Source organism: Herbiconiux dendrobii, from assembly GCF_052048175.1.
Classification (GTDB): domain Bacteria; phylum Actinomycetota; class Actinomycetes; order Actinomycetales; family Microbacteriaceae; genus Herbiconiux.
In genome coordinates, this window is the sequence record NZ_JBLZQV010000003.1 from 59,956 (window position 1) to 73,595 (window position 13,640).

A 13,640-nucleotide genomic window follows, 5' to 3' on the forward strand; every position below is an offset into this window, starting at 1 on the left:
CTGTGGAGAATCCTCGGGACGAGGCCGGCCGAGAAGCCTCAGGTCGGGAAGGAGCCGACTACGAAGCGGGCTTCGTGACGAAGTTCACCAGTCGAGGCGCGCGCGCCACCACGGTGACGATCTCGCGATCCCCGATCGACCGCACCACCGACGGCAGCGCGCGGGCCTGCGCCTCCAGCTCGGGCCCCGCGATCTTCGGCGACACCTCGAGGCGGTCGCGCACCTTCCCGTCGACCTGCACCACCGCGGTGACGGTCTCCTCGGTCAGCAGCGTGCGATCCGCTCCGCGCCATCCGTAGTTCGCGATCGACGGCTCGTAGCCGAGCCGCTCCCACATGTCTTCGGCCGTGTACGGCGCGAACAGCGACAGCCCGAGCGCCACCGTCTCGACGGCCTCGCGCACCGCGGGGTCGCCGCCGCCCGGGCCCGAGTCGATGGCCTTGCGGGTGGCGTTCACCAGATCCATCAGGCGCGCCACGACGACGTTGAACTTGAAGGCCTCGATGAGACCGGGGGCCTCGGCGAGGAAGCGGTGCGTGATGCGCCGCAGCGAACGGTCGCCGTCGCGCCAGTTGACCTCGGGCGGCGTGGTGACGTCGCCGACCAGCCGCCAGGCGCGCGCCAGGAACTTCGCCGATCCGGCGGGCGACACGTCGGCCCAGTCGATGTCGTCCTCCGGCGGGCCGGCGAACGCCATGGTCAGACGGATGGCGTCGACACCGTGCTCGTCGAGCTGGTCGGAGACGCGGACCAGGTTGCCCTTCGACTTCGACATCGCGGAGCCGTCCATCAGCACCATGCCCTGATTCAGCAGGGCGCTGAACGGCTCGGTGAAGCCGACGTACCCGAGGTCGAACAGCACCTTCGTGATGAAGCGCGCGTAGAGCAGGTGCAGGATGGCGTGCGTGACGCCGCCGACGTACTGGTCGACCGGCGCCCACTTGTCGACCTGCTTGGGGTCGAAGGCCTGCGTGCTGTCCTGAGGTGACAGGAAGCGCAGGAAGTACCACGAGCTGTCGACGAAGGTGTCCATCGTGTCGGCGTCGCGGAGCGCCGGCGAGCCGTCGACGGGGTTGGGCACGTTCACCCAGTCCGCAGCGCCACCGAGCGGCGAGGTGCCCTTGGGCGTGAGGTTCAGCCCCTCGGTCGGCGGCAGCAGCACGGGCAGCTGGTCTTCCGGCACCGGGTACTCCGTGCCATCCGCTCCGTGGATGATCGGGATCGGCGTGCCCCAGTAGCGCTGACGCGAGATCAGCCAGTCACGCAGGCGGTAGTTCTTGGCCGGACGGCCGAGACCCTGCGCCTCGAGGATCTCGATGATCTTGCGGATCGCGTTCGACTTCGACAGCCCGTCGAGCGGTCCCGAATTGATCAGGCGCCCCTCACCGGCCAGCGCGATGCCGGTGGTGCCGGGGTTCAGGTCTTCGAGCTCGGGCAGGTCGTCGGGGTCGAGCACCGGGATGACCCCGGTGACGGGCGCCAGAGTGTCGACGACCACCTTCACCGGCAGCCCGAAGGCGCGGGCGAAGTCGAGGTCGCGCTGGTCGTGCGCGGGCACGGCCATCACCGCGCCGTGGCCGTAGTCGGCCAGCACGTAGTCGGCGGCCCAGATCGGCAGGCGCTCGCCGTTCACGGGGTTGATCGCGTAGCGCTCGAGGAAGATGCCGGTCTTGGGCCGGTCGGTGGCCTGACGCTCGGTCTCCGACGACTTCTGCACGTCGGCGAGGTACTTCTTGAAACGCTCCTGCACCTCGGTCGACGGCGATCCGGCGGCCAGTTCGATCGCCAGATCGGAATCGGGCGCGACCACCATGAACGTCGCCCCGTAGAGCGTGTCGGGACGGGTCGTGAACACCGTGACGGGCTCGTCGCGCCCCTCGATGGCGAAGTCGACGTCGGCGCCGATCGAGCGGCCGATCCAGTTGCGCTGCATCGCGATGACCTTCGACGGCCAGGTGCCCTCGAGCTGCTTGAGGTCGTCCAGCAGCCGGTCGGCGTAGTCGGTGATGCGGAAGTACCACTGCGTCAGCTTCTTCTTCACCACGAGGGCGCCGGAGCGCTCGGAGGTGCCGTCGGGCAGCACCTGCTCGTTGGCGAGCACGGTCTGGTCCACCGGGTCCCAGTTCACCCAGCTGGCCTTGCGGTAGGCCAGACCCTTCTCGTACATCTTGAGGAACAGCCACTGGTTCCACTTGTAGTACTCGGGGTCGCTGGTGTGCAGCACGCGGTCCCAGTCGAACGAGCCGGCGTACTTCTTGAAGGTGGAGTGCTGCTGGTCGATGTTGTCGTAGGTCCACTTGCGGGGGTCGAGACCGCGCTTGATGGCGGCGTTCTCGGCGGGCAGGCCGAACGAGTCCCAGCCGATCGGATGCAGCACGTTGAAGCCCTGCTGGCGCCAGTAGCGGGCGATCACGTCACCCAGGGCGTACGCCTCGGCGTGCCCCATGTGAAGGTCGCCCGAGGGGTAGGGGAACATGTCGAGCACGTACTTGCGCGGGCGCTTGTCGCCCTCGGTGTCGACCTGGAAGGGCTTCAACTCCTCCCAGATGGGCTGCCACTTGTCTTGGATGGCCTGGAAGTCGTAGCGCTCGGCTTCGTCGTGGCCGGCAGCGCCGGTCGTCTCGCCCTGGGCCTCGGCGGAAGTGTTCTCGGTGACCACGTGACTCTCAATTCATTGCAGACGCAGGCGACAGGCTTTTCGGCAGAAGTGCCAGAAGGGGGGTCGCTCGGGATGGCACGCGTTGCGCACCAGGACACAACATTACTAAACCCGGCCGGGTTCGGGCCGGTCGGGCGCACGCCGCGGGTTCTGCGACGACGGAAAACGGCGTGCGGATGCCTGCACTACCGTGGAGGGACGACAAGAAGGAGACCGCGTGCCCGACGCCCCCGCCACCTTCGTCTGGACCGGCGACGGCCTGGTCGAGCGCCCGCTCGCCCCGCACTCCGCGCTGCTCGCCGCCGACTCGTGGTTCGTCTCGGCCGACGGGCGCGCGCGGGCACTCGACGCGCACCGCGAGCGCTTCCTCGACGCGGTCACGAACGCTCGGGACGCTCCGGATGCCCCGGACGCTCGCACCGCTCCGGATGCGGAGCCGTTCTGGGGTGCCGCGATCGGGCGGCTGCGGGCCTTCCGCTCGGGGCCGCTGTTCCCGCGGGTCGAACTCGCCCGGCGCGAGGACGACGGCTCGCTCGAACTGCGCCTGCGGGCCCGGGTCGCGCCGAGACTGCGCGAGTCGACCGTGCTGATGACGCACGCCGGCCCGGATCCGCGCCGCGCTCCCCGGGTGAAGGGCCCCGACCTCGAGCGGCTGCTCGAACTGCGTGCCGGAGCCCAGGAGAACGGAGCCGATGAGCTGGTGCTGCTCGACGAGGGCGCCGGAGGCGTGATCGCCGACGGCGCGAGCTCGGCCGTCCTGTGGTGGCGCGGCGAGACCCTGGTGGCGCCGGCCGGCGATCTCGCGCGGGTGGCGAGCATCACGGCGCGCAGCATCCGTCTGATCGCGACGGCGACCGGCACGCGCGTCGTGGAGGAGCGCGCGCATCCGGCCGACCTCGACGGCTGCGAGGTGTGGGTGGTGAGCGCCCTGCACGGCATCAGCGTGGTCGACGCCTGGATCGACGGACCCGCGGTGGATGCGCGCCCCTCGCGCGCCACCACCTGGCGCAAGCGCCTGAACGCCCTCAGCCGCCCCCTCTGAGACCGGGCGCTCGCACCTCCCGTACGCCCTGCCCTTCAGCGAGGGGCTGGGAGGTGCACGGTGGCGGTGACGAGGTGCTCGGGCACGGGGGTGTGCGAGATGAGGAGCACGGCGCGGTCGGCGGAGGCGGCCGCCCGCAGGAGGTCGTCGAGGAGGGCGTCGGCGCGATCGGGGTCGACGTTCGCCGTGGGCTCGTCGAGCACCAGCACGGGGAACTCGGCCAGCAGGGCTCGGGCGAGCGCGATGCGCTGGGCCTGACCGCCCGAGACCAGGGCGCCGCGCTCCCCCACCCGCGCCGTGAGGCCGCCGCGCTCCCGCAGCCAGTCGCCGAGGCCGACCCGCTCGAGCACGGCGCGCAGCTCCTCGTCGGTGGCGGTGTCGCGGGCGAAGAGCAGGTTCTGCCGGATGTCGTCGTCGAACAGGTGCGGGCCCTGTTCGCAGAGTCCCACCACCTGGCGCACCGCGTCTTGCGCGTACTCGCGCACGTCGACGCCGTCGAGCTCGTAACGACCGCCGTGCTCGAGGAAGCGCACGAGCACGTGGGCGAGCGTCGTCTTGCCCGACCCGCTCGGACCGCGCACCAGGATGCGGTCGCCCGGGCCGACCTGAAGGTTCAGCCCCCGCAGGGCGTCGGCGGGCTCGCCCGGCCAGCGGGCCGAGACGTCACGGAGGGTGAGCGAGACCGGGCCATCCGGGATCGGGCGCGTGGCACCGGCGTCCACCGGGATGCCGGCCGGGATCTCCGACGGCACCGCGGTCGCGATCCGCTCGGCGCTCGCCGCCACCTGCCGCCAGGCGCCGGCGGCCAGCGGGATCATCGCGAACACCTCGAACACGGCCAGCGGCACGAGCGCGATCAGCGCCAGCGCGGGCCCGTCGAAGCCGCCGAGCCCCAGCTGGGGCACGCCCGCGACGAGGATCAGGATGGTGGCCGCGCCCGCGAGCAGCGTGACCAGTGCCGCCGTGATCCCGGCCCCGGCCGAACGCCGCACGAGCGCGCGCGTGAGCCGCGCATCCGCGTCGGCGAGCGCCGCCCTGGCCGGCCCGTCGGCACCGTACGCGATCAACAGGTCGAGGTTCTCGAGGTAGTCGCCGAGCTCGGCCCGGTACCGGCCGCGCAGCCCCGCGAGCGCCCGTTCCGCCCGTGCCGAGACGGCCGCGTTCACCGCCGTGCCGAGCACGAAGGCCAGCAGCAGGGCGATCAGCAGCACGACTCCGGCGGCCGGCAGGATGATCCACACGGCCACCACCGCCACGACCGCCGTGAGCCCCGACACCAGCAGCGGCTGCAGCACCCGCAGCGGCAGGTTCTGCTGCTCGTCGACGTCGGAGACGAGCCGGCTGAGCAGGTCGCCGCGGCGGGCCGTCCCGAGCCCGTCGGGCGAGACCGGCACGAGCCGTTCGTACACGCCCACCCGCAGCTCGGGCATCGTGGCGAAGGCGGCGTCGTGGCTGACGAGCCGCTCGAGGTAGCGGAAGGTCGCCCGGCCGAGCGCGAAGGCGCGCACCGCCACCATCGCCGCCGAGAGGTACAGGATGGGCGGCTGCTCGGCCGCCCGGGTGATCAGCCAGGCGGCGGTGGCGAGCAGCCCCACGGCGCAGAGGGCGCTCAGGACGCCGAGCAGCACGCCGGGTGCGAAGCGGCGCAGGCGCGGCTGCGCGAGCCTGAGCACCTCGGAGCGGTTCACGAGGTCACCGCCACTCGGGCCTCGAAGCGGATGACGTCGTCGGCCGCCGCGAGCACCGCGGGCCGGTGACTCACCACGATCACCACGTGCCCCTCGTCCGCCAGGGTGCGCAGGCTCCGGATGAACTCGCCCTCCGTCTCCTCGTCCAGTGCCGAAGTGGGTTCGTCGAAGACGACCACCTCCGAGCCGAGCCGGCGGGCGCGGTACACGGCGCGGGCGGCGGCGACGCGCTGCGCCTGGCCGCCGGAAAGACCCCCGCCCCGCGGATCGACGGGCGTCTCCAGACGGATGCCGTGCCCACCCACGAGGTCGAGCGCGGCCCGGGCGGCGGCCTGAGGCGCGCCATCCCGAGCCACCGCGTGGTCGGGGACGCCCGCATCCGTCGCCGTCACCGCATCGGTCACCGCATCCGTCGCCGCATCGGTCGCCGCGTCGTCGCCCAGCATCACGTTCGAGCCGACCGTGCCGCCGAGCAGGGTCGCGCGCTGCCCCGACCAGGCCAGCCACGCGCGCGGCGCGGGCTCATCCGTCACGTCCCGCCCGTTCAGAAGCACTCGACCCTCGGCCGGCACGAACCCCAGCAGCGCCGCCACGAACGAGCTCTTGCCGCTTCCGCTCGGCCCCGCGAGCGCGGTCACGGCGCCGGCGCGTGCCACCGCATCCACCCCCTCGAACGCCACCGCCTCCCCGTACCGCACCCCCAGCCCGCGCACCTCCAGCCCCGTCGCGGGACGTGATCCGTTCTGCACCGACGGAGGCTCGCCCGGGGCGGAGGGCGCGGCGGGTGGGACGGCGGCCGCCTCGTCGAGCAGCTCGAAGACCGCGGTCGAGGCGGCGACGCCGTCGGCCGCCGCGTGGAACTGGGCGCCGACGTTGCGCAGCGGCAGGAAGGCCTCCGGGGCGAGCAGCAGCACGAACAGACCGACGCCGAGCCCCAGGCTGCCGTCGATCAGGCGCACGCCGATCGACACCGCCACCAGCGCCACCGAGAGGCTCGCCGCGAGCTCGAGCGCGAAGCCGCTGAGGAACGACACCCGCAGCACCTTCATCGTCTCGCCGCGGTACTCCTCGGTGACGGTGCGGATGCGCGCACTCTGCCGGTGCTGGCGCCCGTAGATCTTGAGGGTGGACAAGCCGCCCACCACGTCGAGGAAGGCGGTGGAGAGCCGCTGCAGCTTCTCCCACTGCCGCTGCTGCACCGTCTGGGTGGCCCAGCCGATCAGGATCATGAACACCGGGATGAGCGGCAGCGTGAGCGCGACCGTGAGCCCCGAGATCCAGTCCTGCCACCAGATGACGACCACCAGCACGGGTGTCGCGATCGCGGTCAGGATGAGCTGCGGGAGGTACTTCGCGAAATACGTGTCCAGCGCATCCAGCCCCGCGCCCGCGGTGACCGCGACCGAGGTCGAGTTACGGGTGGCGAGCCGGCCGGGACCGAGACGCGTGACGGCATCCAGAACCCGCGCGCGCAGCTCGCTCTTCACCACGGCGGATCCGCGCGCGGCGTTGATGTCGGTGGTCCAGGACACGATGAACCGCACCACCACCACCCCCGCCAGAAGCAGCAGAGGGAGGCCGAGGTCACCGAGCGGAGCGCCCGCGATCGCGCGCACGATGACCTGGGTCACCAGGAAGGAGAAGGCCACCACGGATGCGGTCTGCAGCACCGCGAGAGCGCCTCCGGCCGCGAAGAACAAGCGGGCAGCGCTCGCGTACCTCAGGAGCCTGGGATCGACGGGACGCACGTCTCTAGTGTGCCGCCTCGGGGAGCTCGGCCGCCTCGGGGATCTGGGCACGCGTCACGCGCTTGCGGAAGATCCAGTAGGTGAAGCCCTGGTACGCCAGGATCAGCGGCAGGAAGATCAGCGCCACCCAGCTCATGATCGTGAGCGTGTACGCCGAGGACGAGGCGTTCTCGATGGTCAGGCTGTTGGCCGGATCGTTCGAGGCGGGCATCACATCCGGGAAGAGTGCGAAGAACAGACTCAGCACCGCCAGGGCGATCGTGAACGCCATCAGCCCGAACGACAAGCCCTCCCGCCCGCGCAGGTTGGCCAGGAAGGAGCCGATCAGCGCCACGGCGGCACCCGCCGAGAGCAGGGCCGAGGCGAGCGTGCCGAAGGCGAGCGTCGTCCAGAGCAGGAAGGCGGCGGCCACCACGACCGTCACGATGCCGGAGCGCGTGGCCAGCCGGCGGGCGCGCAGGCGGATGTCGCCATCGGTCTTCAGCGAGACGAACAGCACGCCGTGGGTGAAGAACAGCAGCAGCGTGGTGAGCCCGCCGAGCAGCGCATACGGGTTCAGCAGCGCGAAGAAGCCGCCGATGTAGTTGTGGTCGGCGTCCAGCGGCACACCCGCCACGATGTTCGCGAACGCGACCCCCCAGAGGAAGGCGGGCACGGCCGAGCCGATCACGATCATCCGGTCAAAGCGCTTCTTCCAGACCGCCTCGGGGCGCTGGTGGCGGTACTCGAACGAGACCCCGCGCAGGATGAGCGCCAGCAGGATGAGCAGCAGCGGCAGGTAGAAACCGCTGAACAGGGTCGCGTACCACTCGGGGAACGCGGCGAACAGCGAGGCGCCGGCCACGATCACCCAGGTCTCGTTGAGATCCCAGATCGGGCCGATCGTGTTGATCAGCACGCGCCGATCCTTGTCGTCACGGCCGAGGAAGGGCAGCGACATGCCCACGCCGAAATCGAAGCCGTCGAGAACGAAGTAGCCGACGAAGAGGAAGCCGACGATGCAGAACCAGAGAATTGTGAGATCCATCATCCGCTCCTAGTAGACCGTCGCCTCGTGTTTGAGTTCCCCGGTCTCGGGATCCTCTTCGGGCGGCTCGTCGGGCCCCTTCTGGATGGCCTTCTTGATGAGCTTGAACTCCACCACGGCGAGCGTGCCGTAGATGGCCGTGAAGGCGATCAGCGAGATCAGCACGTCGAGCCCCGTGATACCCGGTGAGACGGCGTCTTCGGTCTTCAGCAGGCTGAACACGATCCAGGGCTGGCGGCCCATCTCGGTGAAGATCCAGCCGACGATCATGGCGCCGAGCGACAGCGGGAACGCCCAGATCGCCACCCGCCACATCCAGCGCCAGCGCGGCTGGCGGCCGCCGCGGGTCATCCAGAGACCCACGATCGCGACGAGCACGTGCGCCATGCCGAGGCCGATCATCCAGCGGAAGGCCCAGTAGGTGATCCAGATCGTCGGCGTGTAGTCGCCGGGGCCGTAGAGCTGCACGTACTGCGCCTGCAGGTCGTTGATGCCCTCCACGGTGCCGTCGAAGGTGTGCGTCGACAGGAACGACAGCAGATAGGGAACCCGGATGCTGAACAGCTCGCTCACGCCGTCCGGGGTTCCCAGGGTGAAGATCGAGAACGAGGCGTCGGCACCGGTCGAGGTCTTGTAGAGCGCCTCGGCGGCCGCCATCTTCATCGGCTGCGTCTCGACCATGGCCAGGCCCAGCTGGTCGCCGGAGAGCACGGTGAGCGCGCCCGCGATCACCATCATCCAGAGGCCGAACTTCAGCGCCGGGCGCATGGTCTCGAGGTGCTGGTTGCGGTAGAGGTGCCAGGCGGCGGCCGCGATGATGAGGCCGGCCGTGACCATGAAGCAGGCGAAGATCGTGTGCGGGAACGCGGCGAGTGCCACCTTGTTGGTCAGCAGCGCCCAGATGTCGGTGAGTTCGGCGCGGCCCTTGGCCTCGTTGATCTGGAAGCCGACGGGATTCTGCATGAAGGCGTTCGCGGCGATGATGAAGTAGGCCGAGAGCACGCTGCCGACGGCGGCGATCCAGATGCTGGCGAGGTGCAGCTTCTTGGGGATGCGGTTCCAGCCGAAGATCCAGAGGCCGATGAAGGTCGCCTCCAGGAAGAAGGCGAGCAGGCCCTCGAGGGCGAGCGGGGCGCCGAAGACGTCGCCGACGAAGCGCGAGTAGTCGCTCCAGTTCATGCCGAACTGGAACTCCTGCACGATGCCGGTCACCACGCCCATGGCGAAGTTGATCAGGAAGATCTTGCCGAAGAAGCGGGTGAGCTGGAGGTACTTCGCCTTGTCGGTGCGCACCCAGGCGGTCTGGAAGATCGCCACGGTGACCGCGAGACCGATCGTGAGCGGCACGAAGAGGAAGTGGTAGATCGTCGTCAGGCCGAATTGCCAGCGCGACAGGATCAGAGGATCGAGCAGTTCGTTCACGCGGAAACTCCTTTGCGTGGAAGGTGAGGCCACGCTGCCGCCGTAGGGGGGTACGACACGTCGATTCTAGCAGCTTGTATACAAGCAAACCGACCATCGGGGAATCCTCTGGTTGATTCGCTATCGTGTGGGGCATGCGATGTGGAATACAAGCATGAACGAGGCGTTGTCCTGGATCCTGGATACCGTCCAATCGGTAGATCCCCAGGTCAGGACGATATTGGCGGGCATCGCCATTCTGCTGGAGACCAGCGTGCTGATAGGGCTGATCGTTCCCGGCGACACGGTGGTGCTCGTGGCCTCGACAGGCGTCGAGGGGCCACTTGAATACACGTCGATGATCGTCGTGGTGGTGGTCGGGGCCCTCTGTGGCGAGAGCCTGGGATTCGCCATCGGGCGCTGGTTCGGCCCGAAGCTGCGCGCGTCCAAGCTGGGCGGCCGGATCGGCGAGAAGAACTGGGCGCGGGCGGAGAGGTACCTCGCGCGGCGCGGAGGCATCGCCGTCTTCCTCTCCCGCTTCATCCCCGTGCTGCACTCGCTCATCCCCCTCACGGTCGGGATGAGCCCGATGCGCTACCGCCGCTTCATGGCCTGGACGGCCCCCGCCTGCGTCATCTGGGCGGCGGCCTACGTCTCGGTGGGCACCTTCGCCGCGGGCGGCTACCGCGAGCTCTCGAAAGAACTGCACGGCGCCGGCTACTTCTTCGTAGCCGCGATCGTGGTCTTCGGCCTGCTGGTCTTCGCGGTGAAGAAGCTGATCAACCGCGCCGAGGCCCGCCACATGCACGAGACCCCGCCTCCCGCCGCCGAGGCGGAGGAAGACGGGGTCTCGTGAGAGGTTGCGCCTGCTAGAACAGCGCGACCTTCTCCAGCCAGTTCTTCGCGATCGTGTCGGCCGACTCCTGGTCGTTCACGCTCTGCGAGTTGAGGTCGACGAGGTCGGCGGCGGTGAGGGCCGCGCTGACCTTGTTGATGACCTCGGTGACCTCGGGGGTCGCCGCATCCGTGTTGATCAGGGGCACGACGTTCGAGGCCAGGAAGAGGCCGTCAGGGTCTTCGAGGGTCACCAGACCGGAGGTCTTGATGTTCGGATCGGCCGAGTAGATGTTGACCATCTGCACGGTGTCGTCCTTCAGCGCCGAGATGGTCAGCGGTCCGCCCGAGTCCTCGATCGGGGTGAAGCCCACGGTCACGCCGTAGGTCGACAGCAGGCCGTCGGGACCGTACGGGCGCGTCTGCAGCTCGGAGTTGCCGCCCAGGGTGATGGGCGTGGTGACGTTCTTGAGGTCGGCGAGGCTGGTGACCTTGTTCGCCTCCGAGAACTCCTTGGTGACGTTGTAGGAGTCCTGGTCGGTCGCGGGCGACTGGTCGAGCACCTCGAGGCCCTCGGGCAGCGCGTCCGCGAGCGCCGCGTAGACGTCGTCGCTGGTCTTCGCCGTGGTCTCGGGGTCGTAGTACTGCAGCAGGTTGCCGGAGTACTCCGGGAACAGCTGCACCTCGCCGCTCTCCAGAGCGGGCAGGTAGGCGTCGCGCTGGCCGATGTTGAACTGGCGCGTCACCGCGATGTCGTTCGCCTCGAGCGCCTGGGCGTAGATCTCGGCGATGATCTCGTTGGAGTAGTAGGCCTGCGATCCGATGACGATCGCGTCTCCACCCGAGGACGACGTGGATGCGGTGTCCAGCGGATCGCTCGACGCACACCCTGCCAGCGCGACGGCCGCGCTGACCACGACAAGCCCTGCGACGAGCCGGCCTTTCTTGATTGCTGTGATCATGTGATTGTTTTCCCTTCTTGGATGGGATTTCCCATCACCGCGCGCGGACGGGATGACCGCGTGCGGGGGTCTTTGAGTTCTTTCGCGACGACGCCGCGTGGAACCACCAACTTCTGCAGGAGGGCGAAGATTCCCTCCAGCACCAGAGCGAGCGCGGTCACCAGGATCGAGGCGCCGAGCGCGAGCGGGTAGTTCTTGGTGGCGAAGGCCTGGAAGATGAACGCGCCGAGCGCCCCGCCGGAGACGTAGGCGGCCAGCGTGGCGGTGGCCACGACCTGCAGCACGCTCGAACGGATGCCGCCGATCAGGAGCGGCAGGCCGAGCGGGATCTCGACCTTGGTGACGACCTGCCACTCGGTCATCCCCACCGCGCGGGCGGCGTCGATCGTCTTGCGGTCGATCGCCTCGAAGCCGGCGTAGGCGCCCGCGAGGATCGGCGGGATGGCGAGGATGACGAAGGTGAGCAGCGGCGCGCGGAAGCCGATCCCGAGGCCGAGCGCGAGCAGGATGATGACACCCAGGCTCGGCAGTGCGCGGAAGCTGCCGGAGAGCGCGACCGCGATGTCGCGGCCCCGGCCGGTGTGCCCCACCAGGTAGCCGAGCGGCACGGCGATGACCGCCGCGATCGCGACCGCGCCGAAGGTGTAGGCGAGCTGCTCGAGCAGGCGGGCGAGCCATCCGGTGGGCCCGCCGATGTTGGCGGGGTCGAGGATCCAGGCGAAGGCCTCGGCGACGATGTTCACCGGCCCGCCCCCGTCAGCACGGCCGTGCGCGCTCGCTCGACCTCACGGCTGCGGCTGCGCTTCACCCGGTCGGCCCGGCTCCAGGGCAGCACCAGCCGGCCGAGCAGCACGAGCACCAGGTCGAACACGATCGCGATCAGGAGCACCGCGACGATGCCCGTGACGACCTCGGCCGGGATGGTGCGCTGCAGCCCGTTGATGAAGAGGTAGCCGAGGCTCGTGACGCCGATCACCGAGCCGATGGTGGCGAGGCTCACGGTGCTCGCCGAGACGACCCGGAGGCCCGAGAGCAGCACGGGGCCGGCCAGCGGCAGCTCGACCCGCCAGAACCGCTGCCAGCCCGAGTAGCCCATGGCCGAGGCCGCCTGCAGGATGTCTTTGTCGACCGAGCCGAGGCCATCCGTCGCCGTGCGCACCATCAGGGCGACCGCGTAGATGGTGAGCGCCACGACCACGTTGACCGAGGAGAGCTGCGGGGTGCCGAGGATGAGCGGCATGAAGATGAACAGCGGCAGCGAGGGGATCGTGTAGAGCAGCCCGAGCACCACCAGGATGGTGCCGCGCGAGATGCGGTAGCGGTTCGCCACCCAGCCGATGGGGATGGAGATGAGGAAGCCGATGACGATCGGCGGGATGCACAGCGAGACGTGCGCGAGCATCAGCTCCCACACCAGGTCGAGGTTGTTGCCGACCCAGCTCACGACTGCAGGACTCCCGTCGGGGTGCCGTGCTCGTCGACCACCACGTCGCGATCGCCCACCCGCTGGATGCGCAGCATCCGCTTGCCGCGATCGGCGCCGACGAAGCTGGCCACGAAGTCGTTGACCGGGTTCGCCAGGATCTCGGCCGGCGTGCCGACCTGGGCGATGTGCCCGCCCTTCTGCAGGATGACGACCTGGTGACCGAGCAGGAACGCCTCGTCGATGTCGTGCGTGACGAAGACGACGGTCTTGCCGAGGCCCTCCTGTAACCGGATGGTCTCCTGCTGCAGCTCGGCGCGCACGATCGGGTCGACGGCGCCGAACGGTTCGTCCATCAGCAGGATGTTCGGATCGGCGGCGAGCCCGCGCGCCACGCCCACGCGCTGCTGCTGGCCACCCGAGAGCTGGCGCGGGTACTTCTCGGCCAACGAGCGGTCGAGGCCCACCGTATCGAGCAGCCCCAGGGCGTGCTCGCGGGCCTCGCGCTTGGAGACGCCGTTCAGCACCGGCACGGTGGCCACGTTGTCGATCACCTTGCGGTGCGGCAGCAGCCCGGAGTTCTGCATGACGTAGCCGATCCGCCGCCGCAGCTTCACCGGAGCGAGCGTGGAGGTGTCTTCACCGTCGATCAGGATGCTGCCCGAGGTGGGGTCGATCATCCGGTTGATCATGCGCAGCAGCGTGGTCTTGCCGCAGCCCGAGGAGCCGACGAACACCGTCGTCTTGCGCGGAGGGATCGTGAGATCGAACCCCTCGACCGCCACCGTGCCGTCGGGGAACTGCTTCGTCACCGAACGGAACTCGATCATGCGGGGCCCAATCGTCGGCGGACCAC

The 13,640-nt window shown here is 69.6% G+C and carries 11 protein-coding genes; 2 read left to right on the top strand and 9 right to left on the bottom strand.

The features are described from left to right. Positions 1–58: 58 nt before the first annotated feature. Positions 59–2,659 (bottom strand): leucine--tRNA ligase, encoded by a 2,601-nt coding sequence (gene leuS / locus ACN4JJ_RS09235; protein WP_440709622.1) that lies wholly within the window; start codon positions 2,657–2,659, stop codon positions 59–61. A 217-nt stretch (positions 2,660–2,876) separates the two neighbouring features. Between leuS and ACN4JJ_RS09240 the strand changes: the two genes are divergently transcribed. Further along, on the top strand, positions 2,877–3,701 hold the full coding sequence (locus ACN4JJ_RS09240; protein ID WP_440709623.1) for an aminotransferase class IV: 825 nt from the start codon (positions 2,877–2,879) through the stop codon (positions 3,699–3,701). Between the two features lie 35 nt (positions 3,702–3,736). Here the strand turns inward: ACN4JJ_RS09240 and cydC are convergent, their stop codons facing one another. From cydC to ACN4JJ_RS09260, 4 genes are read right to left on the bottom strand one after another with little or no spacing between them, the layout of a single operon-like run. Then, a complete protein-coding gene (cydC, locus tag ACN4JJ_RS09245) occupies positions 3,737–5,389 on the bottom strand; it encodes a thiol reductant ABC exporter subunit CydC (RefSeq protein WP_440709624.1) in 1,653 nt (550 codons plus the stop codon). Continuing rightward, positions 5,386–7,137: a thiol reductant ABC exporter subunit CydD gene (gene cydD, locus ACN4JJ_RS09250; protein ID WP_440709625.1), complete on the bottom strand. Its 1,752-nt coding sequence runs from the start codon at positions 7,135–7,137 to the stop codon at positions 5,386–5,388. Before cydD ends, cydC begins: the two co-directional genes overlap by 4 nt. A 4-nt stretch (positions 7,138–7,141) precedes the next feature. Then, positions 7,142–8,164: a cytochrome d ubiquinol oxidase subunit II gene (gene cydB / locus ACN4JJ_RS09255; protein WP_440709626.1), complete on the bottom strand. Its 1,023-nt coding sequence runs from the start codon at positions 8,162–8,164 to the stop codon at positions 7,142–7,144. A gap of 9 nt (positions 8,165–8,173) precedes the next feature. After that, positions 8,174–9,586, bottom strand: coding sequence for a cytochrome ubiquinol oxidase subunit I (locus ACN4JJ_RS09260; protein WP_440709627.1), 1,413 nt, complete (start codon positions 9,584–9,586; stop codon positions 8,174–8,176). Between the two features lie 154 nt (positions 9,587–9,740). Between ACN4JJ_RS09260 and ACN4JJ_RS09265 the strand changes: the two genes are divergently transcribed. Then, positions 9,741–10,421, top strand: coding sequence for a DedA family protein (locus ACN4JJ_RS09265; protein WP_440709628.1), 681 nt, complete (start codon positions 9,741–9,743; stop codon positions 10,419–10,421). A 13-nt stretch (positions 10,422–10,434) separates the two neighbouring features. On the opposite strand, the gene ACN4JJ_RS09270 is transcribed toward ACN4JJ_RS09265, so the two are convergent. Genes ACN4JJ_RS09270 through ACN4JJ_RS09285 form a run of 4 tightly spaced genes read right to left on the bottom strand, consistent with a single transcriptional unit; the run spans position 10,435 to position 13,614 of the window. Next, positions 10,435–11,361, bottom strand: a complete 927-nt coding sequence (locus tag ACN4JJ_RS09270; protein WP_440709629.1) for an ABC transporter substrate-binding protein — start codon at positions 11,359–11,361, stop codon at positions 10,435–10,437. Beyond that, positions 11,358–12,104: an ABC transporter permease gene (locus tag ACN4JJ_RS09275; protein ID WP_440709630.1), complete on the bottom strand. Its 747-nt coding sequence runs from the start codon at positions 12,102–12,104 to the stop codon at positions 11,358–11,360. Before ACN4JJ_RS09275 ends, ACN4JJ_RS09270 begins: the two co-directional genes overlap by 4 nt. Then, positions 12,101–12,805, bottom strand: coding sequence for an ABC transporter permease (locus ACN4JJ_RS09280; RefSeq protein ID WP_440709631.1), 705 nt, complete (start codon positions 12,803–12,805; stop codon positions 12,101–12,103). Before ACN4JJ_RS09280 ends, ACN4JJ_RS09275 begins: the two co-directional genes overlap by 4 nt. Next, positions 12,802–13,614, bottom strand: a complete 813-nt coding sequence (locus ACN4JJ_RS09285) for an ABC transporter ATP-binding protein (protein ID WP_440709632.1) — start codon at positions 13,612–13,614, stop codon at positions 12,802–12,804. Before ACN4JJ_RS09285 ends, ACN4JJ_RS09280 begins: the two co-directional genes overlap by 4 nt. Positions 13,615–13,640: the final 26 nt, after the last annotated feature.

Coding starts and splice junctions, on each gene's coding strand:
- ACN4JJ_RS09285 (WP_440709632.1), bottom strand. CDS start 13,614: ATGATCGAGTTCCGTTCGGTGACGAAGCAGTTCCCCGACGGCACGGTG.
- ACN4JJ_RS09270 (WP_440709629.1), bottom strand. CDS start 11,361: ATGATCACAGCAATCAAGAAAGGCCGGCTCGTCGCAGGGCTTGTCGTG.
- ACN4JJ_RS09265 (WP_440709628.1), top strand. CDS start 9,741: ATGAACGAGGCGTTGTCCTGGATCCTGGATACCGTCCAATCGGTAGAT.
- cydB (WP_440709626.1), bottom strand. CDS start 8,164: ATGGATCTCACAATTCTCTGGTTCTGCATCGTCGGCTTCCTCTTCGTC.